This is a genomic window from Janibacter terrae NBRC 107853, assembly GCF_001591405.1.
GTDB classification, from domain to species: domain Bacteria; phylum Actinomycetota; class Actinomycetes; order Actinomycetales; family Dermatophilaceae; genus Janibacter; species Janibacter terrae.
In genome coordinates this window covers 1,295,851-1,322,278 of sequence record NZ_BCUV01000007.1, presented here as the reverse complement: position 1 = coordinate 1,322,278, position 26,428 = coordinate 1,295,851, and the positions used below count along the sequence as shown (strand labels likewise).

26 protein-coding genes are annotated in these 26,428 nt (G+C 71.1%); 9 read left to right on the top strand and 17 right to left on the bottom strand.

Annotation, left to right across the window (positions count from 1 at the left end; translation table 11 throughout):
- Positions 1–41: 41 nt before the first annotated feature.
- Positions 42–314, top strand: a complete 273-nt coding sequence (gene bsaP, locus JT1_RS16100) for a biotin synthase auxiliary protein BsaP (protein ID WP_082807725.1) — start codon at positions 42–44, stop codon at positions 312–314.
- Here bsaP and JT1_RS16095 read toward each other — a convergent pair whose 3' ends face one another.
- Positions 315–785 carry a MarR family winged helix-turn-helix transcriptional regulator gene (locus tag JT1_RS16095; RefSeq protein ID WP_068328862.1) on the bottom strand — a complete coding sequence of 157 codons (471 nt, stop codon included), beginning with the start codon at positions 783–785 and terminating at the stop codon, positions 315–317. It lies immediately after the preceding gene.
- A 112-nt stretch (positions 786–897) separates the two neighbouring features.
- On the opposite strand from JT1_RS16095, the gene JT1_RS16090 reads away from it, so the two are divergent.
- The 6 genes from JT1_RS16090 (at position 898) to JT1_RS16065 (ending at position 6,606) form a co-directional block, all read left to right on the top strand.
- Positions 898–1,434: an NADPH-dependent FMN reductase gene (locus JT1_RS16090; protein WP_068328859.1), complete on the top strand. Its 537-nt coding sequence runs from the start codon at positions 898–900 to the stop codon at positions 1,432–1,434.
- 122 nt (positions 1,435–1,556) lie between these two features.
- Positions 1,557–2,141: a TetR/AcrR family transcriptional regulator gene (locus tag JT1_RS16085; protein WP_068328856.1), complete on the top strand. Its 585-nt coding sequence runs from the start codon at positions 1,557–1,559 to the stop codon at positions 2,139–2,141.
- 77 nt (positions 2,142–2,218) lie between these two features.
- Positions 2,219–4,522 carry an MMPL family transporter gene (locus tag JT1_RS16080; protein WP_068329400.1) on the top strand — a complete coding sequence of 768 codons (2,304 nt, stop codon included), beginning with the start codon at positions 2,219–2,221 and terminating at the stop codon, positions 4,520–4,522.
- A 70-nt stretch (positions 4,523–4,592) separates the two neighbouring features.
- Complete coding sequence (locus tag JT1_RS16075) at positions 4,593–5,630, top strand: 2-dehydropantoate 2-reductase (RefSeq protein ID WP_068328851.1); 1,038 nt, start codon at positions 4,593–4,595, stop codon at positions 5,628–5,630.
- Positions 5,627–6,097 carry a hypothetical protein gene (locus JT1_RS16070; protein ID WP_068328848.1) on the top strand — a complete coding sequence of 157 codons (471 nt, stop codon included), beginning with the start codon at positions 5,627–5,629 and terminating at the stop codon, positions 6,095–6,097. The genes JT1_RS16075 and JT1_RS16070 overlap by 4 nt, the downstream gene beginning before the upstream one ends.
- Complete coding sequence (locus JT1_RS16065; RefSeq protein WP_068328845.1) at positions 6,094–6,606, top strand: low molecular weight protein-tyrosine-phosphatase; 513 nt, start codon at positions 6,094–6,096, stop codon at positions 6,604–6,606. The genes JT1_RS16070 and JT1_RS16065 overlap by 4 nt, the downstream gene beginning before the upstream one ends.
- Positions 6,607–6,662: 56 nt before the next feature.
- Here the strand turns inward: JT1_RS16065 and JT1_RS19190 are convergent, their stop codons facing one another.
- Complete coding sequence (locus JT1_RS19190) at positions 6,663–7,250, bottom strand: transglycosylase family protein (RefSeq protein ID WP_068328841.1); 588 nt, start codon at positions 7,248–7,250, stop codon at positions 6,663–6,665.
- Between the two features lie 210 nt (positions 7,251–7,460).
- Between JT1_RS19190 and purB the strand changes: the two genes are divergently transcribed.
- Positions 7,461–8,870, top strand: a complete 1,410-nt coding sequence (purB, locus tag JT1_RS16055) for an adenylosuccinate lyase (protein ID WP_068328836.1) — start codon at positions 7,461–7,463, stop codon at positions 8,868–8,870.
- A 15-nt stretch (positions 8,871–8,885) separates the two neighbouring features.
- Here purB and JT1_RS16050 read toward each other — a convergent pair whose 3' ends face one another.
- From JT1_RS16050 to JT1_RS16015, 8 genes are all read right to left on the bottom strand, one after another.
- Positions 8,886–9,758, bottom strand: a complete 873-nt coding sequence (locus JT1_RS16050; protein WP_068328831.1) for a type II secretion system F family protein — start codon at positions 9,756–9,758, stop codon at positions 8,886–8,888.
- Positions 9,759–9,795: 37 nt separating this feature from the next.
- Entirely contained in the window at positions 9,796–10,743 is a 948-nt protein-coding gene (locus tag JT1_RS16045; protein ID WP_068328828.1) for a type II secretion system F family protein, read from the bottom strand.
- Complete coding sequence (locus tag JT1_RS16040) at positions 10,740–12,242, bottom strand: TadA family conjugal transfer-associated ATPase (RefSeq protein WP_068328826.1); 1,503 nt, start codon at positions 12,240–12,242, stop codon at positions 10,740–10,742. Before JT1_RS16040 ends, JT1_RS16045 begins: the two co-directional genes overlap by 4 nt.
- Positions 12,239–13,447, bottom strand: a complete 1,209-nt coding sequence (locus JT1_RS16035) for a CpaE/TadZ family protein (RefSeq protein WP_082807723.1) — start codon at positions 13,445–13,447, stop codon at positions 12,239–12,241. The genes JT1_RS16040 and JT1_RS16035 overlap by 4 nt, the downstream gene beginning before the upstream one ends.
- Entirely contained in the window at positions 13,444–14,199 is a 756-nt protein-coding gene (cpaB, locus tag JT1_RS16030) for a Flp pilus assembly protein CpaB (protein ID WP_068328824.1), read from the bottom strand. The genes JT1_RS16035 and cpaB (JT1_RS16030) overlap by 4 nt, the downstream gene beginning before the upstream one ends.
- Before the next feature lie 14 nt (positions 14,200–14,213).
- Positions 14,214–15,164, bottom strand: coding sequence for a pilus assembly protein TadG-related protein (locus tag JT1_RS16025; RefSeq protein ID WP_068328822.1), 951 nt, complete (start codon positions 15,162–15,164; stop codon positions 14,214–14,216).
- Complete coding sequence (locus JT1_RS16020) at positions 15,161–15,538, bottom strand: TadE/TadG family type IV pilus assembly protein (RefSeq protein ID WP_068328820.1); 378 nt, start codon at positions 15,536–15,538, stop codon at positions 15,161–15,163. Before JT1_RS16020 ends, JT1_RS16025 begins: the two co-directional genes overlap by 4 nt.
- Positions 15,539–15,616: 78 nt before the next feature.
- Complete coding sequence (locus tag JT1_RS16015; RefSeq protein WP_068328817.1) at positions 15,617–15,850, bottom strand: Flp family type IVb pilin; 234 nt, start codon at positions 15,848–15,850, stop codon at positions 15,617–15,619.
- A 309-nt stretch (positions 15,851–16,159) separates the two neighbouring features.
- Between JT1_RS16015 and JT1_RS16010 the strand changes: the two genes are divergently transcribed.
- The gene (locus tag JT1_RS16010) at positions 16,160–16,846 is read left to right on the top strand and encodes a TetR/AcrR family transcriptional regulator (RefSeq protein ID WP_068328815.1); all 687 of its coding nucleotides are present in this window, start codon (positions 16,160–16,162) and stop codon (positions 16,844–16,846) included.
- A 36-nt stretch (positions 16,847–16,882) separates the two neighbouring features.
- Here JT1_RS16010 and JT1_RS16005 read toward each other — a convergent pair whose 3' ends face one another.
- From JT1_RS16005 to cpaB (JT1_RS15975), 7 genes are all read right to left on the bottom strand, one after another.
- Positions 16,883–18,994, bottom strand: coding sequence for an MMPL family transporter (locus JT1_RS16005; protein ID WP_068328813.1), 2,112 nt, complete (start codon positions 18,992–18,994; stop codon positions 16,883–16,885).
- 76 nt (positions 18,995–19,070) lie between these two features.
- Entirely contained in the window at positions 19,071–20,144 is a 1,074-nt protein-coding gene (locus tag JT1_RS16000) for an SGNH/GDSL hydrolase family protein (protein WP_169702039.1), read from the bottom strand.
- A 27-nt stretch (positions 20,145–20,171) separates the two neighbouring features.
- Positions 20,172–21,089, bottom strand: coding sequence for a type II secretion system F family protein (locus JT1_RS15995; protein ID WP_068328811.1), 918 nt, complete (start codon positions 21,087–21,089; stop codon positions 20,172–20,174).
- Position 21,090: 1 nt separating this feature from the next.
- The gene (locus tag JT1_RS15990) at positions 21,091–23,040 is read right to left on the bottom strand and encodes a type II secretion system F family protein (RefSeq protein ID WP_068328808.1); all 1,950 of its coding nucleotides are present in this window, start codon (positions 23,038–23,040) and stop codon (positions 21,091–21,093) included.
- A complete protein-coding gene (locus JT1_RS15985) occupies positions 23,037–24,413 on the bottom strand; it encodes a TadA family conjugal transfer-associated ATPase (RefSeq protein WP_068328805.1) in 1,377 nt (458 codons plus the stop codon). The genes JT1_RS15990 and JT1_RS15985 overlap by 4 nt, the downstream gene beginning before the upstream one ends.
- Positions 24,410–25,576: a CpaE/TadZ family protein gene (locus tag JT1_RS15980; protein ID WP_068328802.1), complete on the bottom strand. Its 1,167-nt coding sequence runs from the start codon at positions 25,574–25,576 to the stop codon at positions 24,410–24,412. The genes JT1_RS15985 and JT1_RS15980 overlap by 4 nt, the downstream gene beginning before the upstream one ends.
- The gene (gene cpaB / locus JT1_RS15975; RefSeq protein WP_068328799.1) at positions 25,573–26,400 is read right to left on the bottom strand and encodes a Flp pilus assembly protein CpaB; all 828 of its coding nucleotides are present in this window, start codon (positions 26,398–26,400) and stop codon (positions 25,573–25,575) included. Before cpaB (JT1_RS15975) ends, JT1_RS15980 begins: the two co-directional genes overlap by 4 nt.
- Positions 26,401–26,428: the final 28 nt, after the last annotated feature.

Sequence of the window (26,428 nt, the reverse complement as noted above, 5' to 3'; positions counted from 1 at the left end):
CGCCGCGCACCACCCGGGGTCGATGGGAGAGAATCGGCGGCATGACTGACCTGCCCACCGCCGGGGACTCCGGCTGGAGCGACCCCGACACCCTCGGGGCGATCCCGCCCGTCATCGCCGTCACCTACTGCGGACACTGCGGCGACTCCGCCAACCGCGGCAACCACGTCCTGTGCCGCCAGCGGTTGGCCGTCGAGCCTCCCGTGCACTGCACGACGTGCCGACGCGAGCTCGCCGTGGAGCGCGACCGGTCCGGCTGGACGGGGACGTGCAAGAAGCACGGCGAGACGAGCGGGACGCTCGAGACCGCCTGATCAGCAGGAGCCGTCACCGAGGAGCTCGGTGAGGGCCGCCCGCATCGCGGCGACCTCGTCGCCCCCGATGCGGGCGGCCCAATCCTCCTCGACCTCGACGAAGAGGCGGCGGACGACGACCTGGGCGCACTCCCCCTTCGGCGTGAGGCTCACGACCCGGGCGCGCTGGTCCTCGTCATCGCGCCCGACGGCGACGAAGCCGTTGCGCTCGAGGTGGGCGATCTGCTGGCTCACCGCCTGCTTGGTCACGCCGCAGCGGTCGACGATCTCGCGCGCGCGGCGCGGTCCGTCGGAGAGGTGACGCAGGACGTTGCTGGAGTGCGCGAGCGAGAGGTGCTCGATCTCGGAGGCGCGTAGCCGGTCGTCGAAGTCGGCGACGAAGGCCGCCTGCGCCCTGGCGAGGAGGTTGACGAGCGGGGGTGCGCCGTCCGCGCCGGCGCAGGCTGCGGGGGCGAGCTCGTCGGGGGTCATGGGCCAAGAGTAGGGCATTGGTCAAGGACTTGACATTATCGAGGACGAGCGCGCACCCTTTCTCTGGTCAAGTGCTTGACCATCAAACTTTCCACCACCTGCGGGAGTCCCCATGAACGTCCTCGTCCTCGTCGGCAGCCTGCGCGCCGGCTCCACCAACCGCACCCTCGCCGAGGCGGCCCTCGCCCACCTGCCCGAGGGGTCGACCGCGACCGTCTTCGACCGCGGCGCCGAGCTGCCCCACTACTCCGAGGACCTCGACGTCGAAGGCTCCGTCCCCGCCGTCGCCGCCGACCTGCGCGAGGCCACCGCGGCCGCCGACGCGGTCATCGTCGTCACCCCTGAGTACAACGGCACGCTGAGCAGCGTCGTCAAGAACCAGATCGACTGGCTCTCCCGCCCCCGCGGCGAGGCGGCGATCCAGGACAAGCCGGCCATCGTCATGGCCGCCTCGGGCTCCCCCTACGCCGCCAAGTGGGCGCGCCAGGACGCCGTCCGCTGCCTCCAGGTCGCCGGCGCGGCCGTCGTCGAGGACACCTTCGGCCTGGGCGCCTCGTACGAGGCCTTCGCCGAGGGCAAGCTCGTCGACACCGACCTCGACACCGAGCTGCGCGGCCTCGTCGGCCGCCTCGCGCCGGTCAACGCCTGACCCGCACCGCACCGCCCGGAGCCCGCTCCCCCACCCGGGGGGCGGGCTCCGGGCGTCTGCATTGCCCTAGGGCAATGCAGACGGTTTTGCACTGAGGGAGCCAGAGTGCAAGACTGCACTCCATGAGCATCAGTGCAAAGACGGCGAAGGGGGACAGCCGCAGCGCGATCATCGCGGCCGCCCAGAGGCTGGCCGTCGACTGCGGGTACTCGGGGTTCACCTTCGACGACCTCGCCCGCGCGGTCGGGTGCTCGCGACGCACGCTCTTCAACCACGTCTCCTCCAAGGAGGAGGCGGTCCTCGGCGCCCTGCCCCACGTCACCGACGAGCAGGTCGAGCTGCTGCGCTCCGGCGGGCCGACCGGCGACCTGCTCGAGGACCTGACCCTCGTCGTCGTCGAGGCCCTCGGTGGCGACCAGGCGACCGCCGGCGACTGGCAGCGCCTCCACGACATCGTCCAGCGCAACCCCCAGCTCCACGAGCGGGTCCAGGCCCACGTCGAGGGGCTCGCCGACGAGCTCGTCGGCCACCTCACCACCCGCGAGGGCGTCACCCCCGACCGCGCGCGCGTCGCCCTCGCGATCGTCGGCGGCATCGTCGGCCGGACGATCCAGGACCTCATCGCCCGCCCGAGCGACGTCGACCTGTCGACCGGCGTCCACGCCAACCTCGCCACCGCCCGGGAGATCTTCGCCGCCCGGGGGTGACCCCCTTCGCCCCTGCACCGCCGGCCCCGACGACGAGGCCACCCGCCCTCACCACCGACGCCTCGAAAGGCACCCCCATGGCGCACGCCCTCTACCGGCTCGGCCGGACTGCGTACCGGCGCTGGCCGGCCGTCCTCATCGGCTGGCTCGTCGTCCTCATCGGGATCGGCGTCGCCGCCGGCACGCTGTCGAAGCCGCTGAGCGACAAGTTCACGATCCCCGGCATCGAGTCCGAGCAGACCCAGGAGCTGCAGCAGGAGCTCTTCCCCGGCACCCAGGACGCCTTCGACCGGGCCACCGGCACGGTCGTCGTCCAGGCACCCGCCGGTGAGCAGCTGTCCGACCCGGCCAACACCCGCGCCGTCGAGGCGCTGCTCGCGGACCTGCGCAGGGTCCCCCAGGTGGGCGACCCGGCGCAGCTGGTCAACCCCGTCACGGCGGCGAAGGGGGTCGAGAAGACCTACCTCGACAACGCCGCGAAGAACGGGCAGCCGGAGGCCGTGGCCCGGGCCGACGCCCAGGCGGTCTCACCGCTCACCGAGGACGGCCGCACCGGCCTCGTGCAGTGGACCTTCGACGTCGAGACCGTCACGGACGTCGAGCAGGAGAGCCGGGACGCGGTCCACACGGCCGTCGACGACGCCCGCGACTCCGGCCTGACCGTCGAGGCGACCGGCACCGGCATGCAGGGCATGCCCGAGATGGGCATGACGAGCGAGCTCATCGGCGTCGCCGTCGCGCTCGTCGTCCTCGTGCTGACCTTCGGCTCGCTCGTGGCCGCCGGCCTGCCGATCCTCACCGCGCTCGTCGGCGTCGGCATCGGCATCACCGGCATCACCGCGTCCACCGCCGTGTTCGACCTCGGCACGACGACCCCGATCCTCGCGTCGATGCTCGGCCTGGCCGTCGGCATCGACTACGCGCTCTTCATCCTCTCCCGCTACCGCACGGAGCTGCGGCACACGAGCGACCGTGAGCACGCGATCGGCCTGGCCGTCGGCCGCGCCGGCTCGGCCGTGGTCTTCGCCGGGCTGACCGTGATCATCGCGCTCGTCGCCCTCGCCGTCGTCAACATCCCCTTCCTCACCGCCATGGGCCTGGCCGCGGCCGGCACCGTCCTCGCCGCCGTGCTCGTCGCGCTCACCCTGCTGCCCGCCGTGCTCGGCGCCCTCGGCCGACGCGCCTTCGCCGGCCAGCTGCGCAAGGACCGGGCCGTCGACGAGGGCCAGCACGTCGACAATGGCGGCACCCGCTGGGCCGGCGCCATCGGCAGGCACCCGGTCGCCGCCGCCCTCGTCGCGGTCCTCGCCCTCGGCGCCCTGGCGGTCCCGGCCAAGGACCTGCACCTCGCCCTGCCGAGCGACTCGACGGCGGCGGCCGACACCCCGCAGCGCCGGGCCGCCGACCTGCTCACGGCCGGCTTCGGTCCCGGCCAGGAGGCCCGCATGGTCGTCGTCGTCGACGGTCGCGACCTCGAGGACCCGCGCCGGGCGCCCAGGGCCTACGGCGAGGTCGCGCAGTGGCTCGGCGACCTCGACGGCGTCACCAACGCGCAGGTCGTCGCGATGAACGAGGAGGGCACCGGCGCCCAGGTGATGGTCACCCCCGCCACCGGGGCGAGCGACGAGGCGACCGAGGAGCTGCTCCACACGATCCGCGACGGCATCGCCGCCCAGGAGGAGGCGACCGGCACGACGATCGGGGTCACCGGACTCACCGCGATCCAGACCGATGTCTCGGAGAAGCTGCAGGGTGCCCTCGTCCCCTACCTCGCGGTCGTCGTCGGGCTCGCCTTCATCCTGCTGATGCTCGTCTTCCGCTCCGTCCTCGTGCCCCTCACCGCGACGCTGGGCTTCGTGCTCTCGACCCTCGCGACGATCGGCGCGACGGTGGCGGTCTTCCAGGAGGGCGCCTTCGGCCTCGTCGACGGCGCACCGCTCGTGAGCTTCCTGCCGATCCTCATGATCGGCATCGTCTTCGGGCTGGCGATGGACTACCAGGTCTTCCTCGTCACCCGGATGCGTGAGGCCTACGTCCACGGCGACACCGCGCGCGAGGCCGTCGTCGACGGGTTCCGCCACGGCGCCCGCGTCGTCACCGCGGCCGCGCTCATCATGATCTCGGTCTTCGCCGCCTTCATGCTGCAGCCCGACAACCTCATCAAGTCCATGGGCTTCGCGCTCGCGACGGCCGTCCTGCTGGACGCCTTCGTCGTGCGGATGGTCCTCATCCCGGCGCTCATGTACCTGCTCGGGGACCGGGCCTGGGCGATGCCCGGCTGGCTCGACAAGGTGCTGCCGAACGTCGACGTCGAAGGGGAGGCCCTCACCGAGCGCACCTCCGCCCGGGACGCGGACGAAGACCTCGTCACGACGGGCTGAGCCAGCGTCCCCTTCGTCCACGACGACGTAGGATCGCCGGACGCACCGCACGAGTCGTCAGGGGGAAGCCATGGACCGCACGCGCGTGGCCGTCATGGGAGCCGGCAGCATCGGCTGCTACCTCGGCGGGTGGCTGGCCGCAGCCGCCGACGTGACGCTCGTCGGCCGGCAGGCCACCATGGCCGCGATCGACCGCGAGGGCCTGACCGTCACCGACCTGTCCGGGCGGACGCGCACCGTGCGCCCGGACGGGCTGGCGACGGCGACCGACGCGAGCGCGGTCGTCGGTGCACGCTATGTGCTGATCACGACCAAGACGCTCGGCACGGAGACCGCGGTCCGGCAGATCGCGCCCTACCTGCAGCACGACAGCGTCGTCATCTCCTTCCAGAACGGCATGCGCAACGCGTCGCTGATCGACGAGGCACTCGCCGCGGCCTTCCCGAGCCGCGCCTCCCGCCCGCTCGTGCTGTCGGGGATGGTCCCCTACAACATCGTGCGCGACGGCGAGGCGAGCTGGACCCAGACGACGAACGGTCGGCTCAAGGTCAAGGACCACCCGCGGGTCGACCCCTTCGTCCGGGCGGCGTGCGGCGGGGGGTTGCGCATCGACGTCGAGCCGGACATGCGGGCGGTGCTCTTCGGCAAGCTCCTGCTCAACCTCAACAACGCGATCAACGCGCTCACCGGCCTGCCCCTCACCGTGGAGCTGCGCGACCGTGACTGCCGCGTCGTGCTCGCCGCCTGCCAGGACGAGGCGCTCGCGCTGGCGCGCCGCGTCGGCGTCGCGCCGGCCCGCATGACCCCGCTGCCGCCCTCGGCCCTCCCCGCGCTGCTCCGCGCGCCGACACCGCTCTACGCGAACCTCGCCCGTGCCACGCTCAAGGTCGCACCGACAGCCCGCTCCTCGATGGCCGACGACCTCGACGCCGGCCGACCCACCGAGATCTCCGAGCTCCAGGGCGCCGTCGTCCAGCTCGGCACCGACCACGGGTCCGCGGCGCCGGTGTGCGCGCGCATCGTCGAGCTCGTCCGGGAGGCGGAGGCCGGCGGCCCCGACCGTCGACGCTGGACGGGTGCACAGCTGCGCCGGGCGGTGGGCCTGTGAGCGCGCTCGCCGAGCTCTCGCTCCCCCGCGTCGTGCTCCTCGCCGACGCCCTGGGCGTGGACGAGACGGAGGCCGCCACGGCCTTCGTCGGCGCCCTGCGCGACCTGGCCCGCCCGGTCGTGGCGGTCTCCCTCGCCGGCGACCCCGGCACGCCCGTCGCCCGGCGGGCGCTGGCCGCCCTCGAGACCGCCCCGGACCTGCTCGTGCTCACCGCCCCCGGGCTGCTCAGCCGGCTCGACGCCCGGGGTGGGACGCTCGCGGACGCGGGGACCGCCCTTCGCTACAAGGGGGTCTCCACCGGCATCGTCCTCGGGACCGTGGCCGGCTCCCCCGGGCTCGGCCACGCCCTGGCCCTGCACGCCGAGGTGCTGCGCGCCCGAGAGCTGCCGCTGCTCGGGGCACTGTCAGGGGGTCCACAGGACCTCTCCTGGTCCGTCCCGGACCAGTGGGGGACGATGGCGCCATGAGCGACTACCGGATCACCGTGGTCTGCACCGGCAACATCTGCCGCTCGCCGATCGCCGAGTGGGTGCTGCGCGAGCGCTTCGAGGCGGCCGGTCTGGGCGACCGCGTCGCCATCGACTCCGCCGGGACGACCGCGTGGGAGGAGGGCAACCCCGCCGACCCGCGGAGCCTCGCGGCGATGCAGCGCCACGGTCACACGGGCGACTACACGACGCACCGGGCGCGGGTCTTCGACAAGCGGTGGTTCGCCGACCGCGACCTCGTCCTCGCCGCCGACCACGGTCACTACACCGTGCTGCGGCGCCTCGCCGGCGTGCCCGACGCCAAGGACCGCATCCGGATGATCCGCAGCTTCGACCCCAGCGGGCCGAAGGGGGACGACCTCGCGATCCCCGACCCCTGGTACGGCGACGACAGCGACTTCGACGCGACCTACGCGGCGGTCGAGGCCGCTGCGGACGGCATCGTCGAGCACGTGCGCAGCCGGCTCGAGGGCCCTCCGGACGCATGACGACGAGCGGCCCACTCCCCTGAGAGTCGACCGCCCGCCGAGCGCATCATGCCTGATCAGGCACCGTTCGTGGTGGTCAGACCAGCCTCCTGCGAGCAGACCGGCCACGCGCCCGGGCCCTGACCCTCGAGGACCTCCTGCGCGATCTCGACCTGCTGGGCGGTCGTCGCCTGGTCGGCGGTCGGGGCGTACCGGTCGCCGCCGTAGGCGAGCCACGTGTCGGGGCTGAACTGCAGACCGCCGTAGAAGCCGTTGCCGGTGTCGATGTCCCAGTCACCGCCGGACTCGCACTCGGCGACCGCATCCCAGACGGACGGGTAGCTCCCCTCGGTCGTCGTGGACTCGCTGGTCTCCGACGTGGTGGAGACCGTCTCGGTGCTGGTCTCGCTCGTCGACGTCGCGGTGTCGGTCTCGGCCTGCGCGTCGGAGGTCTCGGCGGCCGCGTCGCGCGTGAAGGATGCGTTGTCCGAGGCCCGCTCGAAGGCCTGGTCCGCGGCGTGCTCGGAGGCCTGACCGCGGTCTCCGGGCAGGTCGCCCGGCCCAGCGGCCATGGCGGTGCCGGTCCCGGCCATGGTGAGGAAACCGGCGACGGCGAGCGCCTGCGCGGCGCGGCGGGTGGTGCTGTGACGGGTGGTGGACGTCATGGGTGACTCCTCCTCGTCTGTGGGGGCGCGGCCCGGTGGGCCACGAGCGGTCATCGACCGCGTCGGTCACCCCGGCGGGCGACCCACCGGGGCGTCACCCACGGTAAGCACGCCCGGGGGGCGGATCTCAAATCGATCACGGCGCGCGGCGGATCGTGGCCTGAGGGAGGACGGGACGGGGTCCCCCTTCGCCTCTGGGAGGATGGGCGCATGCAGAGCCTCGCTGACGCCACGCCCCAGATCGCTCTCGGCGCGCTCGACGGTCGCTACCGTCCTGCCGTCTCGCCGCTCGTCGACCACCTGAGCGAGCCCGCGCTCAACCGGATGCGCGTGCACGTGGAGGTCGAGTGGCTGATCCACCTGACCACCCAGCAGGTCGTGCCGGGCGTGCGGCAGCTGACCGAGGACGAGCAGGCCGCGCTGCGTCAGGTCGTCGAGGACTTCGGGCCGGAGGCGATCGCCGAGCTCGCCGCGACCGAGAAGGTCACCCAGCACGACGTCAAGGCCGTCGAGTACTACCTCAAGGAGCGGCTGCGCAGGATCGCGCCGGCGCCCGAGGACGCGGGGCTGAGCGAGCTCATCCACTTCTGCTGCACGAGCGAGGACATCAACAACCTCGCCTACGCACTCATGGTCCAAGGGGCCGTCGAGCAGGTCTGGCTCCCCCGCGCCGACGCGCTGGCCGAGGCCGTGGGCACGATGGCCGACGAGCTGCGCGACATGCCGCTGCTCGCCCACACCCACGGGCAGCCGGCCACCCCGACGACGATGGGCAAGGAGCTCGCGGTGCTCGCCCACCGCCTGATGCGCCAGCTGCGCCGCATCCAGGCCGACGAGTACCTCGGCAAGATCAACGGCGCGACGGGCACCTTCGGGGCCCACCTGGCGGCCGTCCCCGGGGCCGACTGGGTCGAGGTCTCGCGCACCTTCGTCGAGGGCCTCGGCCTGACGTGGAACCCCCTCACCACGCAGATCGAGTCGCACGACTGGCAGGCGGAGATCTACGCCGACATCGCGCGGTACAACCGGGTGCTGCACAACCTCTGCACCGACCTGTGGTCGTACATCTCGATGGGCTACTTCGCGCAGGTCCGCGGCCAGGGCACCGTCGGGTCGAGCACGATGCCGCACAAGGTCAACCCGATCCGCTTCGAGAACGCCGAGGCCAACCTCGAGGTGAGCAACGCGCTCCTCGACGTGCTCGCCTCGACGCTCGTCACCTCGCGCCTGCAGCGCGACCTCACCGACTCCTCGATGCAGCGCAACATCGGCACGGCCCTCGGCCACTCGCTGCTCGCGATCGACAACGCAGGCCGCGGCCTCGCCGGCCTCGACGCCGTGCCGGAGGCCATGCTCGCCGACCTCGACGCCAACTGGGAGGTGCTCGGCGAGCCGATCCAGTCGGTCATGCGGGCCCTGGGCGCCCAGGGCGTCGAGGGCATGGACGAGCCCTACGAGCGGCTCAAGGAGCTCACCCGCGGGCGCCGCATCGGCCAGCCGGAGCTCGTGGAGTTCGTCCGCGGCCTCGGCCTGCCGGCCGACGTCGAGGAGCGCGTCGCCGCGATGACGCCCGCGACCTACGTCGGCGTCGCGCCGATGCTCGTCGACCTGCTCGACTGAGGCGGGGGCGCGGCCTCAGCCGAAGGCCGCGCCCATCCGCAGCACGACCGGACCGAGCAGCACGATGAAGAGCACCGGCAGGATGCACAGCATCAGCGGGAAGATCACCTTGACGGGGATCTGCATGGCCTTCTCCTCGGCCCGCTGGCGCCGCTTGGTCCGCATCTCCGCTGCCTGTGTGCGCAGCACGTCGACGATGGCGACGCCATAGGCGTCGGCCTGGATGATGGCCCGGACGAACCGTCGCAGGTCGGGGACGTCGGTCCGCTCCGCGAGCGCCTCGTAGGCCTCCCGTCGGGACTGCCCCAGCTGGATGTCCTGGAGGGTGCGCACCAGCTCTTCGGCGAGCGGCCCCTTCCCGTTCTTCCCCGCCCGCGCCATGGCGGAGTCGAAGCCGAGACCGGCCTCGACGGCGATCATCATCTGGTCCAAGGTGTCGGCCAGCTTGACGGTGATCTCCGCACGCCGTTCCATCCCGCGACTGTAGAGCAGCAGCTCCGGCACGAAGTAGCACACGAGCGTCACCAGGAGCCCCAGCAGGATCAGCACCGGCTCGCTCGCCAGGACAAGGGTCAGGACCGCCCCGAACAACGGCAGCAGGGTCTTGACCACGAGCAGCCGCTCGATGGGCCACGCCGCCGGACGTCCCGCCCGCCCGTGGAGGTGGTCCAGTCGTCGCAGGACCCCGGGCGGCGTGAGGCGGCGCGCCAGGACGGGCAAGCCGGCAGCGACCCGCTCGTGCGACTCGTCGTCGGACGTGCCGTGGGGAGTGAGGCCCCGGCGGAGATTGGCCAGGGCGCGCCGGCGCGTCATGTCCGGGCCAGCGAGAGCCGCCCAGACGAGCACGCCCCAGCACAGCGCCGTGACGAGGGTGGTCAGCGCGATCATCGCTGGCACGATCGGTCTCCTTCCATGTCCGAGACGCTCAGAACTTGATGCGGGCGGTCTTGCGGAGCCAGAGGCCGCCGACGATGAACATGACGACGGACATCGCGAGCATGCCGTAGCCGAGCAGGCTCTCGGTGAAGGGCGCCAGGTAGGCCGGGTTGGTGATCCAGAGGAACCCGGCGATGCCGACCGGCAGGGCCATGAGGACGTAGACGGAGATCTTGCCCTCCGCGGCCAGCACCTTGACCTGACGGCGGATCTGGTTGCGCTCGCGGATGGTGTCGCCCACGCCGTCGAGCACGTCGGCGAGGTTGCCGCCCACCTCGCGGTTGATGCTGATCGCCTGCGTGACCCAGTTGAAGTCCTCGCTGCCCATGCGGTCAGCCGTCTCCTCGAGCGCCTCGTTGAGCGGACGACCGACCCTCGTCTCGTTGATGATGCGGACGAACTCGGTCGAGGTCGGCTCCTCGGCCTCCGTGGCCACGGACGCCAGCGCCTGCAGCAGGCTGTGGCCCGCCCGCAGGCTGGAGGCCATGAGCTGGAGGGAGTCATCCAGCTGGTCGGCGAAGGCGACCCTGCGCCGGCTGGCGAGGACACGCAGACCGATCTTGGCGACGAAGGGGGCCGAGGCGGCGAGCGGGAGGGCGAGCAGCGGGCCGGCCAGCAGCAGACCGATCGTGGCGGCGACGAGAGCACCGATGCCCACGAGGAAGGCGAAGTCCTGGACCCGCGTGGTCAGCCCGGCGTTCTCCAGGGCAGCGGCGATCCCTTCGGTGGCGCCACGACGACGAAGGACCCGGTCGACCAGGCCCGTCATCGTGTCGGTGGCCCCGGTGAGTGCGCTGGCGTGGGCGGTCTGGGGACGACGCCGGTCCTTGCTCAGCCGGGGTGGGCCCGGGCTGAGCAGCAGGTAGGCGAGGACGAGCACGCCGAGGCCCACGGCGATGACCCCCGGAGCGACCGGAGAGGCCAGGACGCCGCTCACCGGAGGTCACCTCCGCCTGCCGGGAGGCCGAAGACGCCCGGGGACAAGGTGATGCCCAGGTCGGCGAAGCGATCGGTGAAGGTGGGCCGGATGCCCGTCGGCATGGGCTTGCCGAGGAACCTCCCTGAGGGGTCCACGCCCGCCGAGTAGTCGAAGAGGAAGGCGTCCTGCAGGGTGACGGTCTGCCCCTCCATGCCTTGCAGCTCGGTGACCGCCGTCACCCGCCGGGTGCCGTCACGCAGCCGGGTGAGCTGGACGATGACGTCGACCGCGGAGGCGATCTGCTCACGGATCGCGCGCAGCGGCAGATCCATGCCGGCCATCAGCACGAGCGTCTCCAACCGGGCCACGGCGTCGCGCGGGGAGTTGGCGTGCACGGTCGAGAGCGAGCCGTCGTGGCCCGTGTTCATCGCCTGCAGCATGTCCAGGGTCTCCCCGCCCCGGACCTCGCCGACGACGATGCGGTCGGGGCGCATGCGCAGCGAGTTGCGCACGAGCTCCCGGATGCTGACCTCGCCCTTGCCCTCGATGTTGGGCGGGCGGCTCTCCAGACGTACGACGTGCTCCTGCTGCAGCTGCAGCTCGACCGCGTCCTCGATGGTGACGATCCGTTCGCCCTCGGGGATGAAGGACGAGAGCACGTTGAGCAGGGTCGTCTTCCCCGTGCCGGTCCCGCCGGAGACGATGATGTTCAGTCGTGCCTCGACACAGGCCTGGAGCAGCTCGGCCATCTCGTGGCTGAGGGTGCCGAAGCCGATGAGGTCGTTCACCTTGAAGGGGTCCTTGGCGAACTTGCGGATCGTCAGCGTCGACCCGCTGAAGGCCAGGGGCGGGATGACGGCGTTGACGCGGGAGCCGTCCGCCAGCCGCGCGTCGACCAGGGGCGAGGACTCATCGATCCGACGCCCGACCCTGGAGACGATGCGTTCGATCACGCGACGCAGCTGCTCCTCGGAGGTGAAGCGCGCGTCGCTGCGGGTGAGCTTGCCCTGGTGCTCCACGTAGACCATGTCCGGTCCGTTCACCATGATCTCCGTGACGTCCGGGTCGTCCAGCAGTCGCTGCAGCGGACCGTGACCGAGGACGTCGTCCTGGACGTCGCGGATGAGTCTGCGGCGCTCGTCCCCCGAGAGGGGCACCTTCTCCTCCTCGACGACGTGGTTGAGCTCGTTGCGCACGATCTTGTGGAGCTGGTCCTCGTCGAGCGAGGGGTCGTTGAGTCGGGAACCGATCCGTTCGAACAACGCCGCGGTGGCCCGGTCCTTCAGCTTCGTCAGGGCGTCGTTGCCTTCCGTCCCCACGGTGGCCACGGGCTCACGGGGGGAGGGCACCGGCGGCTGCGGCGGGCGGGCGGCCGGTGGCGTGACAACGCCGCTGGACGGGGGTACGGACGAGGCGGTCGAGGGACGCGTGGTCGGCGGCGCTGCCTCGGCCGCCGGCGCGGCCCGGTGTGCGCCCTGCTCACCACGCACCGCCTGCAGTCGTTCTGACAGGTTCATCGTCCTCTCCTTCGTCCGTGGCGGGCTGGACGGTCCTGCGGGCCCGGCGGTGCGACCGCGACCTGGTCGACCACGAGTCGTTCGACGAGTCGTCGCAGCTGCTTCGTCACCGGGTCGCGCCCACCGGACTGCAGCAGTGGGACGCCCTTGTTCGTGGCGACCCGGGTCGCGGGCGAGACCGGCAGCCTGACGTCGACCTTCGTCCCGATGGTGGCCTCCACGTCCGCGATCGAGAGACCGCCTCGCTTGTCGGCGAAGTTGACGACCACGTGCTTGGAAGGGGGGAGCATCCCGAGCTGCCCCAGCGTGTCCAGCTCCTTGCGCAGGCCCCGCACGCCCGGCACGTCCATGCTGGTCAGGAGGACGTGGTCGGTGGTGCGGTCGAGCGCGGCGAGGGTGTGCTCGGACAGGCCGGGCGCGGTGTCGACGACGACGTAGCGGAACTCAAGGGCCAGCATCGCCAGCAGGTGCGAGACGTCCTCGCTCGAGATGGTGTCGGCCACCGCGGGCGAGGCGGGAGCGCAGATCGCGTACAGGCCGGTCTCGTGCAGGGTCAGGAAGGTCTTGAGGACCATCGAGTCCCGCGTCGCCGGGCCACGGACGACGTCAGCGAGGGTGAACTCCGGGGCCAGGTCCAGCGCGCTCGCGACATCGCCGAACTGCACATCGAGGTCGACGAGGACAGTGCTGCCGGGGGCGCTGCGAGCGAGACCCACCGCCAGGTTCGTGGCCACGGTGGTCTTGCCCACGCCTCCCTTGGGAGAGAGGACGCTGATCACCCGTCCCGTCGCCGGCGCGGTGTCCGGCACGGCGGGCACGTTGTGCGCGAGCGCCTGCGCGGCGAGGGCCGCCCGGTCGAGGACCGACTGGATCTCGGCGATCTCGGCCTGCGGGTGCACGATGTCGCGGACTCCGGAGCGCATGGCCGCCAGACCGAGGTCGGTGCCGTTCTCGGCCACCAGGATCACGGCCACCTGCGGGCACTGCTCGTCCAGCTGCGTCGCCAGGTCGAGGGCGCGCTGCAGGTCCGACGCTGCGTCCAGAACCACCACCTCCGGTGCGGGAGCACCATCGAGGAGCGCGAAGAGCTGCGCGGGATCGCTCGGCAACGACGGCGGGGTCAGCGAGAGGAAGGCACCTCCGGTCGCGGCCCCGAATCGGGCCTGCAGGTCCGGCGACGGGGACGTCACGAGGATGCGGGTCATTTGTACAGGTTCTCCCGGGTCACGACGCTGGTTCCCTTCGAGCCCGCCTTGGCGCCCTGCAGCGACAACCAGATCTGCTCGTACTCCGCCGCGAAGACGACCTTCTCGGCGTCGGCGGCATCCAGGGCCAGCGTGACCGTGACACTCTCGGCCGGCGGCGCCTGGTCTGCTGGTTGGTCCGCCGGCGGGGTGCTCGGCTCGGCTGCTCCCTCGGCCGGCGCGCCGACCCCTCCCTCGACCCTCGTGACCAGGACGCCGTCGACGGTCAGGTGGGTCGTGTTCTTCTCCTTGACCGCGCCGTTGGTGGAGACGAAGACGCCCACCTCCTGCCCGGCGAGCAGCTGGCCACCGAGCACGCGGGTGCGCTCCAGCTGGACAGTCACCTGGTGCTTGCCTGCCGGCACCTTGACGTCGCTCGCGACCGCCAGGACCTCGGGCTCGACGAATCTGTGGGCCAGCAGCTGCTCGCCGGGCTGCAGGCCCGTCTGCACCACCCGCCCAGAGACCTCGTCCAGGGAGGTCAGCGCACCGGGGCTCACCGCCGACGCCGGCACCTCCTTGGGGGCGACGAGGTCCGTCAGCTGGTCGACGGGCGTGCCCTCGGGGACCGGCGTGGTGACGACGAGGACCTCGACCGGGGCCATGTCGGACATGGCGCGCTCGTCCGCACCGGACACGTAGGCCACGATGACGAAGGTACCGACGAGGGCCAGGACGAGGGCAGCGACTGCGGCGACAAGGCGACGGGACACGTGGGTGCTTCCTCTTACTCGGTCAGGGAGACGACGGCGGCGCCGAGCTTCGGCGCGGTCGGGCTGTAGGTGAAGGCGCTGGACTGGTCCACGAACTGGGTGAAGTAGCCCCGGATGCATCGGGCATCACCGCTGCACGGGGCATTCCACTTGTACTCACCGTTGAAGCTGTACCCGGTGAGCGTGAAGGCGGCGTACCCGTACACCCGGTAGGTGGCCGAAGAGCCGGTGCCCGTCGTCCTGTCGAAGATCGGCAGGAGCACCGTGGCGTTCTGCAGGGCGACGAAGTCCGCCGGCGTGCACCCGCTCGAGACGGACACCCCGGTGTCCGTCAGGAGGGTCTGGAGGATGATCGAGGTGGCCTTGCAGGTCGCGCCGTCCGTCTTGAGCCAGCCGAAACCGCCCGGCACATTGCCCGAGGGCCCCGGGCACGGCGTCACCGCACCACTGGTGCCCGAGAGGTAGATGGTGCGCGCCGTCGTCCCGGACGGGGTCCCGCCACCGGTCTGGTTCCACCACTCGCAGTAGGACAGGGCCAGCGGCAGCATCGCGGTACCACCGCTCGGGTAGCCCCAGGCGGCCGAGCTCCGTGCCGAGACGACGGCGCTGTCCCCCTGCCCGATGACGGGGGCGAACACGTGCTCGCTCGTCCCGCGGTTGTCCACCGTGACACGACCGACGACGGGGTCGAAGGCGGCGATCGTGGCCGTGGGGTCGGCGTCGTTGCTGTTGGGGACGGCGAGCGCCTGCGCGGTCTGGTTGCGCTTGTCGCAGGCCGTGGACACGCGGGCGCAGTCCTGGGCGATCGCCAGGGCGGCGGCGTCGGCCCCGGTCTGCAGCTGCTGCCGCTCGGCGTACATGGCGGCCACGTCGATGGAGATGGCCGCGAAGGCGATCAGCGGGACCATGAGCAGGGCCACGACGACGGCGACGGCACCGCGGTCGTCCTCAGCACGGCGCGTCATCCGTTGCATCGCATGGTCCCCTTGCCGGTGAGCTTGACGGTGAACTTCGTCGGGAGCAACAGGTCCAGCTCCCGGGTGATCGTGACGGTGGCCGTCGCCGGCACGGCCGTGGTGGTGGTGCAGCTCGTCGGGCTGACCGCGATGTCCGCGTCGGTGAGCTCCACGGTCGGCGACGCCGAGGACTTGGCCACGGCCCGGGCGGCGGCGGGCTTGTTCTGCAGGGCCATCACCCGGACACCATCACGAGCAGCCGCGGACAGCACCGTCTGGGCGTGGTAGGCGCGTCCGAACTCCGCCACGCCGAGCACCAGGGCCAGCAGCAGAGGGAGCACGAAGGCGAACTCCACCGCCGCTGCTCCACGGTCGTTTCCCATGGGCCTCACACACACCTCCGAGAGGACGACCGGCGCAGCAGCCGCTGGCTGCTGCGCCGGTGGCTGGTCACGCGGGGATCAGGGGGTGACGGGCGCGCTCGTGGACGTGGACGCGGGCATCTTGTTCGAGACCGTCTCGAACATGCCGTTCAGCTTGGGGCCGAGGACCACGAGGGTGGCGATGATGGCCACGGCGATGAGGCCGACCAGCAGGCCGTACTCGACGGCGGTGGCGCCGCGGTCCTTGCGACCCTCGATGCGCTCGCCGATGAGCGTGTACATGGTGACCAGGTAAGCAGCTGCGTGGTTCATGAAATCTTCCTTCACTGGATTTTCGGACCGTTTGGCCCGGTCAGGGGGGCTCAGGTCCTCGTGAACCAGTGCCAGAACCATGGTGGCAGATCATTGCTGTATCTGCAAGATCGCGCGTCGTGCGACTATTCGGACTGTGCAGATGTCCGGATCTTGGCCGAAAACTGCCCCTACCGCCTGCTGCCGGGGCGACGGTTCAGAGCCTTGGCGCCCGGCGACTCGTTCGTGCGTTAGGGTCGGGCGGCATGGTCGAGATTTTGCGCGTTGCGCAACCTCACACATCAGGCAATTGCGGGGTATGGTAAGCAAATGGTCAAGGAAGAGTTAGGTCTCCGGGAGCTCAAGAAGCAGCTGACGCGTGAGTCGATCGCCGACGCGGCGTTGCAGCTCACCCTGGAGAAGGGTCTGAGCGACGTCACGATCGAGGAGATCGCCCAGGTGGCCTTCGTGTCGCCGCGAACCGTCTCGAACTACTTCTCGTGCAAGGAGGAGGCGATCGTGACTGCCGGGGGCAGCGCGTCAGCGGCCCTCCTCGACGAGTTCGCCCTCCGACCGGCAGAGGAGGCCCCGCTCGACTCCCTGCGCGAGGTCATCGTCGCCTCCGTCTCCTCGAGCACCCCGGAGCAGCTGCGGCTCAGCGTGCAGAAGATGCGGCTCGTCGACGAGAACCCGTCCCTGCGCCCGTACCAGGTGGCCCAGCACGCCCACCTCGAAGAGGTCCTCCGCACGCAGATCGCCGAGCGCAACGGGTGCGACGTCGAGAAGGATCTCTACCCGTGGCTGGTCGCAGGTGCTGCGGTGACCGCGGTGACCGCAGCCATGCGGCTCTGGGCCCACCAGGATGCGCCGCCGGAGCGGCTCGTCTCCCTCGTGGAGGACGCCTTCACGCTGACCTCCCGGGGACTGCGCCTGCCGTCGCACGAGCACACGAGCGCACGCCTCGACGACGCCCCCGCAGCAGAGTCGGTGGGCGACTCCGCGGCGCGCGCGGGCTGACCCCCGAGCCGACGGGCACAGCGCCTCTGCTCCGGCTCACACCTCGTCGTCCGGGGCCATCCGGCCGGCCCACGGCCACCAGATCCGGTTGCCGAGGTCCGAGGCGAGGGCCGGTACGAGGATCGACCGTGTGACGATCGTGTCGAGCAGCACGCCGAAGGCGACGATGAAGGCGATCTGCGCGAGGAAGAGCAGCGGGATGATCGCCAGCGCGGAGAAGGTCGCGGCGAGCACGACACCAGCGCTGGTGATGACCCCTCCGGTGACGGCGACAGCGCGCCGGATGCCGCGCCACGTGCCGACCTGCAGTGACTCCTCACGTGCCCTCGTCATGAGGAAGATCGAGTAGTCGACGGCGAGCGCGACGAGGAAGACGAAGCCGAGCACGGGGGTCGACGGGTCGGCGCCCGGCTGGTCGAGGACCTGGGTGAACAGGACCGCGGAGACCCCGAGCGTCGCCGCGAAGGTCAGGACGTTGACCACGACGAGCAGCACGGCGGCGGCCACCGACCGCAGCAGCGCGATGAGGATCAGCGTCACGACGAGCAGGATGGCGGGCACGACGACGCGGTAGTCGCGGGTGCTCGCGTCGTCGGTGTCGACCGCCGTGGCGGTCGTGCCGCCGACGAGGATCTCCCCGTCGACCGCGTGCAGCTCCTCGCGCAGGTCTCGCACGACCTGCCGCGCCTCCTCCGACTCCGAGCCGACCGTGAGGGTCGCCGAGAGCAGCGTCGTCCCGGCCCCGCTCGTCGACCCCTGCGCCTGCACCCGCTCGGCGACGTCCTCGTGGCCGGTGAGGACCCCCTTCGCCTCCTCGACCGCCGCGTCGGGCGCGACGACCTGGACCGGCTGCTGGTCACCGCCGTCGAAGTGCCGGTCGAGCACACCCTGGCCCTCGACGGACTCGACGTCGGTGGTGAAGAACTGCGCCTGCGTGATCCCCGAGGTCGGGAAGGTCAGGGCCGCCACGGCCGCGACGAGCAGCAGGGCGGTGGTCACCACCCACGTGATCCGCGGTCGCACCGTGACGCGTCGGGCGACGCCGGACCAGAAACGGTGCCGGGGCTGGGTCCCCCTCCGGGGGACGGAGGGCCAGAAGGCCGCGCGACCGAGGAGGGCCAGGGCCGCCGGCAGCAGCGTGAGCGCGGCGATCATCGCGCCAGCGATGCCGAGGGCGCCCACCGGCCCGAGGCCGGAGATGTTGCCGAGGTCGGACAGCAGCAGGCAGAGCAGACCGGCGATGACCGTGCCGCCGCTGGCAGCGACGGGTCCGAGCGTCTGCCGCCAGGCCACCTTGAGCGCAGGGAGCGGGTCGGCGGAGTGCAGCTCCTCGCGGTAGCGGGCGACGAGCAGCAGCGAGTAGTCCGTCGCGGCACCCACGACGAGGATGAAGAGGATCCCCTGGCTCTGCCCGGACAGCTGGATCCAGTCCGCGTCGGCCATCGGGTAGATGACGAGTGCGGCGAGCGCCAGGCCGAAGATGCTCGTCAGCAGCACGACGAAGGGGAGGACCGGGCTGCGGTAGACGACGAGCAGGATGACGAGGACGACGGCGAGCGTGACGAGCAGGAGCAGCCCGTCGATGCCGGCGAAGGCCTCACCCAGGTCTGCGGCGAAGCCCGCCGGACCGGTCACCGCGACGCTCGCCCCGTCGACCTGGGGGGCGAGGTCGCCCCGCAGGTCCTCGACGAGCAGGTTGGAGATCGCGGTCTCCTCGACTGTCTCCTGCACCGCGTCGGCGTCGAGGCTGAGGACGACGAGCGCCGCCTGACCGTCCTCGGACGGGATGACCGGGATGCGTTCCTGCGCCAGGTAGTCCCCGAACGTGCCGGGGACGTCGGCCACGCGCTGGGCGGGCAGTTGCTTGGCCCAGGCGTTGAGCTCGCCGAGGGCGGCCCGGCCCAGCCCCCCTTCGTCCTCGACGGCGAGGATCAGGGGCAGGGTCGCGTCCGCGTCGAAGTCCGCGAGCTGCTCGGCCACCCGCGTCGACTCGGCCGACTGCGGGAGGAAGGAGGCCTGGTCGTTGTCCTGCACGCTGGACAGCTGGCCGACGAGCGGCCCGCCGATCCCGGCCAGCGCGAACCAGAGGACGACGACGATGCCGGCGAGGACCCGCAGACGGAGACCTGAGCGCGCTCGAGAGACCATGCCCAAACCTTAGACGAACATTGGACGATCTCGGACCACGAGGCCGGGGTCATCGGCGAACGGCCTCTGGCGGCCGTCAGTCCATCGCTGCCGCGAGCGCACGGGCCGACGCGGCGTAGCCGTCCTGGGTCGGGTGCGCCCACTCGGGCGCCGCCCGGCCCGGGGCCAGCACTGGCACGAGCCAGGCCCGGGAGTTGTCCGGCACCGAGCGCGGGTCGAGGCCGTGGGTCCGACCGTCCCAGGCGGGCTTGACGTCGACGAAGGTGAACCCGCCCGGGCCCTTGGCCGTGTCGTCGAGCTCCGCGACGGCCTCGCGCTGGACCCGGTCGCCCCTGAGCTGGAGCGCGTCGAGCGCCGCGCCGGCGTCGTAGGTCGGGGCGGCCTCGGGGATGGAGTAGCTGTCGGTGTTGATGAGGTGCGGGTAGCCGAGCAGGTACACCTGTGCGTGGCCGCCGGAGCGCTCGTGGACGGCGTCGAGGGCCTGCTTGGTCTGCTGCTGCAGCCGCGGCAACCTGGCATCGGCGGTGTCGAGGCTGCCCTCGCAGGAGCTCGCGCTGCGCAGCACGAGGCAGCTGAGCACGATCGAGGAGAAGCCGATGTCGTTGCCGCCGATGGTGAGGAAGACGGCGTCGGTGTCCCGGGTGACGGCGTCGATCTGCGGGGCCGCGGTCAGCTGGCAGCTGACCGTCGCGGTCCGCGTGCGCCCGACCTGCGACGCCGAGGTCACCGTGTACTCGTAGGACCAGTCGGCCTGGGCCGGCGCCCCGCAGAGCTCGGCGGCCTTGGCCTGGCGCAGCCAGTGGTGGGCGGCGTTGGGCGCCCTGCCGGGGATCTCGTAGGTCGCGGTGCGCGTCGTCGGCGCGCCGAGCGGGCGCGGGTTGAGGATGTCGGCGACGACCCCGCCGCTGCACGCGACGTCGGTGTAGCTCGCGCCGTCGGCCCGAGCCACCCGCGAGCCGTAGTTGTCCGGCGAGCGCCAGCACGTCTTCTCGTCGTAGGTGCCCGCGCCGTTGCCGGCCGAGTAGGAGTCACCGAGCTGCACGTACTCCAGCGCCGGGTCGGCGCCGGCCGTGGGAGCGGCCAGCCCCACACCACCTCCCATCGCGGCGACGGCGGTGATCAGGGCGAGGGTGCGACGACGGTGGCGCATGGGTACCTCCAGGTGGACGAAGGGGGATCAGAGACTACCCATGAGGTTCTCCATCAGTCTGATCGCTCCAGGGCCGATGATGACGACGAAGAGCGCCGGGAAGATGCAGAGCAGGAGCGGGAAGAGGATCTTGACGGTGACCTTCTGTGCCTTCTCCTCACCCTTCTGCCGGCGGGTGACGCGCATGGCCGAGGTCTGCTCGCGCAGGACCTTGGCGATCGGGATGCCGAGCCGGTCGGCCTGGACGATCGCCGAGATGAAGTTCTTCACCTCGGGCAGCACCATCCGCTCACCCAGCGAGGAGAAGGCGTCGGCGCGCGTCTTGCCGAGCTGGATCTCCGAGAGCACGCGGGCGAACTCACCCGACATCGGACCGTCGGTGCCGCGGGCGACCCTCAGGAGTGCGGCGTCGAAACCCTGCCCGGCCTCGACGCAGACGGTGAGCACGTCGAGCGTGTCCGCGAGGTCCCTGGCCGTGCGCTCCTGACGATGCAGCCCGGCGTTGTGGACTAGCAGGTCGGGGACGAAGAGGCCCACGGCGCCGAGCACGACGGCGACCAGGGTCCCCCCGAGGTCAAGACCCGCATAGAGGATGCCGAAAGCAACGCCCAGGAGCAGGGCCAAGCCCTTGACCCCCATGAGTCGGTCGACGGTCCACGGTGCGGGGTTTCCCGCACGGTCCAGCGACTTGGCGATCCGCTCCACCGTGCCCGCGGGGGACAGCCGGACCGCGAGGCGACGGCACCCGTCGATCAAGGGCGTGACGAATCGCTCCTTGACGGGCAGCTCGCTGCGGCTCACCGCGTCCGGGCTGATGCCGCCATTGATCATCACGAGGCTCCTGGCGACGCCGGTGGGTCCCGAGCTGAAGCCGAGCACCACGACGGCCACGACGAGCACGAGCGCCAGGGCGATGAGTCCGATACCGATGAGAGCGATGGTCATGTCACACCTCGATCTTGACGACGCGACGCATCCAGACGACCCCGACGATCATCTGCGTGACCGCACCGATGAGCATGATCAGTCCGATGGACGTGGTCCACAGGAGCTGGATGTAGTCGTAGTTGACGTAGAGCATGTACAGGAACATCCCGATCGGCAGGCCGATGAGGATCTGCGCCGAGAGACGCCCTTCCGCTGACAAGGTGGCGATCTGCCGCTTGAGGGTCTCGCGCTCGAGCAGGGTGCGTGCGGTGGTCTCGAGGGTCTCGGCAAGGTTGCCGCCGACCTCGCGCTGGATCCGGATCGCCATGACCGCCATGTGCATCGCGTCGCTGCCCATGCGATCGGCCATGCGCTCCAGCGCGTCGCCGATGTCGGTGCCGATCCGGGTCTCGGCGAGAGCTCGTGAGAACTCACGGTCGACGGGGGGAGCAGAGTCCTGCGCCACGGCGCTCAGCGCCTGCGGCAGCCCGAACCCGCTCCGCAGGGTGGTCGCGACGAGCGTGAGCGACTGGGGCAGGACCCGTTCAAAAGCCTTCGCCCGGCGCGCCGCGAGGTAGCGCAGCACGAGCTGCGGCAGGAAGACGCCCGCGACGAGCCCCACCACGATCCCGAGCAGCCAGGGTCCGGGCAGGAGGAGCGCACCGATGACGAGCCCCCCGAGGGTTGCGCCCAGGCGGATGACGAACCACTCCCCCGCCCGCAGCGGCAGGTCCGCGCGGTTGATGAGCTGCATGGTCCGGGTCGTCGAGCTGCGACCGTGCATGGTGCGCTCACCGAAGGCGACGAGCTGCTCCCGCACCGGGGGGCTCGCCGCCCGGGCATCCGCGCGGGTCGCCATGCCCGGCACGACATAGGTGTCGATCGCGGCAAGACGCCGCTCACGACGGGTCAGCAGCGTGGGCGTCAGCATGCCGTAGGCGAAGAGCGAGATGGCCAGACCGAGGCTCAGGGCCCCGAGCCAGGGCCACAGCGACGAGGTCATGCCCGGTGCGGCGATCTGGCCGAGGGCACCATCCCCCGGGTCGAGGGTGGGCGCCACGGCGGCGGGGCCGGCTCCGGCACCCAGGTCGAAGCGCTGCTCGACGACGAAGGGCTCACCACCCGCGGTCCCCTCGAGGCGGATGACGTGGCTGCCGACGAGCGGCTCGGGCGTCGTGATCTCGAAGGAGGACTGGGACTGCAGCGCGCGGGCCGACCCCTCGAAGGCTCGACCGACCTCCTGGGCGTCCCCTGCGGAGATGACGGAGCCACCCCCCGCACGAGCGAACCCCTGCAGTGCGGTCGTGGCGTCCGGGTCGTCGGTGTTGAAGCGCACGACGTCCACGCGGATCCCCCTGTCACGCAGGGCCTTCGTCGCCTTCTTGCGGTCCGAGGTGCGGGCCGTGCTGATCGTGTCGGCGCCGTCGCTGAGCAGCACGATGCTGCGGTCACCTTCGTCGCCGAGGGCCTTCGCCGCGGCGGTGACGCCCGCGTAGAGGCTGGTGTCGCCGTAGCTGACGAGTCCGTCGACGACCCGCTGGACACGTCCGCGGTCAGCGGTGGGCGCCTGGTCCACACCGGCGGTGTCGGCGAAGGTGGCGACTCCCACGCGCACGTCCTTAGGCGCCTCGGCGAGATAGGCCTTGGTCGCCGAACGCACCGTGCGCATGCCGTCTGCACCCATCGAGCCGCTCGTGTCGATGACGAGCATCGAGGTCCGCTTGATGCTCGAGGACTCCGATGCCACGACCTCTCGCGCCTCGCCGTCGACCTTCGCCACGAGCCCGCGGGGGTCGACCTCGACGACCTCGGCGCTGCGGAAGGTGAGGACGCCGGTCACCGAGGTGCCATCGACCTCGACATTGCCGATGGACACCTTGGTCACGGCTGCGGCGGGCGCGGCCCCGAGTGCGGCGACGACCAGGAAGGCGAGCACCGATCCGAGGAGCCGGGCGAGGAATCTCATCATGATGAGTACCGCACGAAGAGCTGCGGTGGCAGCGCGATCCCGAGGTCCTCGAGCTCGTGGACGAAGCCCGGACGGATGCCGGTCGGCACGAGCGAGCCGAGGTACCGGCCGTCGACGTCGCGACCTGCGGCGTAGTCGAAGGTGTACAGATCCTGCAGCGTGACGATCTCGCTCTCCATCCCGATCACCTCCGTGATGGCGACGATGCGCCGCGTGCCATCGCTGAGACGGGACTGCTGGATGATGAGGTCGACGGCACCGGCGACCTGCTCACGGATGGCGCGGACCGGCAGCTCGATGCCGGCCATGAGCACCATCGTCTCGAGCCGGGCGAGGCTGTCACGGGCAGAGTTGGCGTGGACGGTCGTCAGCGACCCGTCATGGCCGGTGTTCATCGCCTGCAGCATGTCGAGGGCGGCGGCGTCACGGACCTCCCCGACGATGATGCGGTCGGGGCGCATGCGCAGGGCGTTGCGCACGAGGTCACGGATGGAGATCTCCCCGCGCCCCTCGATGTTGGGCGGGCGCGACTCCAGGCGCAGCACGTGCCGCTGGTGGAGCTGGAGCTCCGCGGCGTCCTCGATGGTCACGATGCGCTCGTCCTCGGGGAGGAAGCTGCTCACGACGTTGAGCGTCGTCGTCTTGCCCGAGCCGGTACCACCGGAGACGACCATGCTGCGCCGGCCGCGCACGCAGGCGTCGAGGAAGTCCCGGACCTGCCGCGACATCGTCCCCATGCCGACGAGGTCGTCATCGGTGAAGGGGTCCGCGGCGAACTTGCGGATCGTCAGCATCGAGCCGTCGATGGCGACGGGGGGCAGCACCGCGTTCACCCGGGAGCCGTCGGGCAGACGGGCGTCGACCATGGGGCTCGACTCGTCGACGCGCCGCCCGACCCGGGAGACGATCTTGTCGATCGTGCGTCGCAGGTGGGCATCGTCGACGAAGCTGGTCGGCGCCGGGAAGAGGCGACCGGCACGCTCGATGTAGATGTCGTCCGGCCCGTTGACCATGATCTCGGTGACCTCGGGGTCACGCAGGTAGGGCTCGAGCGGCCCGTGACCGAGGATGTCGTCGGAGACGTCCTGGGCGATCTTGGTGCGGTCGGCCTGCGAGAGGGGTGTGTGCTCCGAGTCGATGACCGACTGCAGGGTCGCTCGTACCTGTGCGGCGAGCTCGTCCTCGGAGAGGTGCGGGTCGTAGAGGCGCGGTCCGAGGGACTCGACGAGCTCCTGGTGGACGCGTGCCTTGACGTCGGCGTGCGGGTCAGCGCGGTGGTGGGCCCCGGCCCGTCGCGTGCGTGGCCCGGCGCTCGGATCCCCGCCCGAAGAGGGGTTGCGCACCTGGTCGAGACGATCGGCGAGACTGCTCATGCCCTGCTCCTCTTCAGCCCGAGGCTGCGCCGCGGACTCTCCTCGACCAGCTCGCCGAACCGACGGCGGACCTCACGATCGGTCAGGTCGCGGATCGCCAGGGTCGCCGGTCCCTTGGGGTCCTGGACGAGCAGCGGGACGCCACGGTTGGTGGCCGCCGGCACGCTCAGGCTGTTGGGGATGCTCACGGCGATGGCCTGCTTGAGCACGTCCTCGACGTCGCCGCCGTCCAGACCGACCTTGAGCCCCGAGCGGTTGAGGACGACGACCCGGTTGTCCCTGGACCCACCCAGGGTGTCCAGGGTGTTCATCGCGATGCGCAGGTTCTTCACCGCGGGGATGTCGAGCGTCGTGATGAGCACCGCGAGGTCACTGATGTCCAGGGCGGTGAGGACGTGGTCGGTGAAAGCGGGCGGGGTGTCGATGACGATGTAGTCGTACATCGTGCGTGCGGTGCGCAGCATCTCGAGGACGACATCGGCGGGGACGCGCTCCGCGTCCCCCGGGTCGCTCGAGGGCGCGATGACGTCGAGCCCAGTGCCCTCGTGGGTGACGACGATGGACTCGAGCCCTGCCCGGTCGATGTGGCCCCGCATGGTGACGAGATCGGTGACCGTGCCGTTGGGGACGAGCTGGAGGCTGATGGCGACGTCGCCGAACATCAGGTCCAGGTCGACCAGGAGCGTCCGCGCCCCGCTCGTCGCGAGATGAGCCGCGAGGTTCGTCGACACGGTCGTCTTGCCCACTCCTCCCTTGGCCGAGAAGACGGTGATGATCCGCCCCTGCTTCTGACGGGTGGAGTCACCGCCGAGGCGGGCGGAGAGCTGCTCGTTGCGTCGCATGGCGTCGGCGAGCGCGGTCTGGTCGTCTGCCTGGACGACCTCACGGATGCCGCTGCGCAGGGCGAAGCCCATGACGTTGACGTCGAGGCGGTGCCGCAGCAGCAGGACGCCGACCTCGGGGCGCTGGACGCGCAGGTGCTCGGCCAGGTCGCAGGCGGCCTCGACGGGGATGTCGGGGCCGATGACGACGAGTCGGTGACGTGACGACTGCTCGAGCTCGCGCACGACCTGTGGCCCGTGGGTCATCACGTCCGCCGACTCGCCGAGGGCGAAGGAGTAGGTGTCGATGGCCCGCGGGTCCGGGTCCCAGAGGATGGTCATGACGCGTCCTTCCGTAGCAGGTCGGCCGCGACGTCCTCGTCGAAGACCGTCATGTCGTTGGTCGAGGACCCGTCGTCCATCTTGACGTCCGACCCGCGCAGACCGGCGTAGAGCTGGTACTCGGTGATGCCGTGGGCGAGTCGAGGGGCGTCCTTGGGGTCGACCGCGACAGTCACGAGGAAGCTCTGCTGCTCGGTCGCCTGGGCGTCGCTCTCCTCTTCGTCGTCGGGAGAGGCCTGCTGTGTCGGGGCAGCCAGGGGCTTGGTCCCCATGGCGATGACCTGGACGTCGGGCAGCAACACGCTCGTGCCGGAGACGTCGAGCTCGTTGATCTGCTTCACCTTGGCCCCGTCCCCGATGACCTTGATCTTGTGGGTGGCGTAGATCGCGATGCGGGAGCCCGGGGTCACGAACTCGCCGACGCGCGCCGGGTCGGAGAGCTCGACCGACATCGCGAGCTTGCCGGGCGGCACCTCGATCGCCTTGGTCCCGGTCGGTGTGGTGCCGAAACGCGAGGTCATGAGGAACTCGCCCGGCTGCACGTCCGAGAGCGCGAGCAGTGCGTTGTTGTCCGGGCCGACCCACTCGAGCGCACCATCCGGTCGCGCCTCGGAGGCGACCTTGGTCCGCACGATGAGGTCATTGCGCTGCGCGTCCTTGAGGGTCGTGCCTGCGGGGACGGGCTGCTCGGCGACGTAGACGTAGACCGGCTGTGCTCCTGCCACGGCTCGCGCATCCGCCCCGCGGACATAGGTCAGGACCATGACGGACCCGCCGAGCGCCAGGAGGACTGCGACGATGACGGCGATGACTCGACGTTTCATGGGTCTCTTCTCTCAGTGTTTCGTGGGA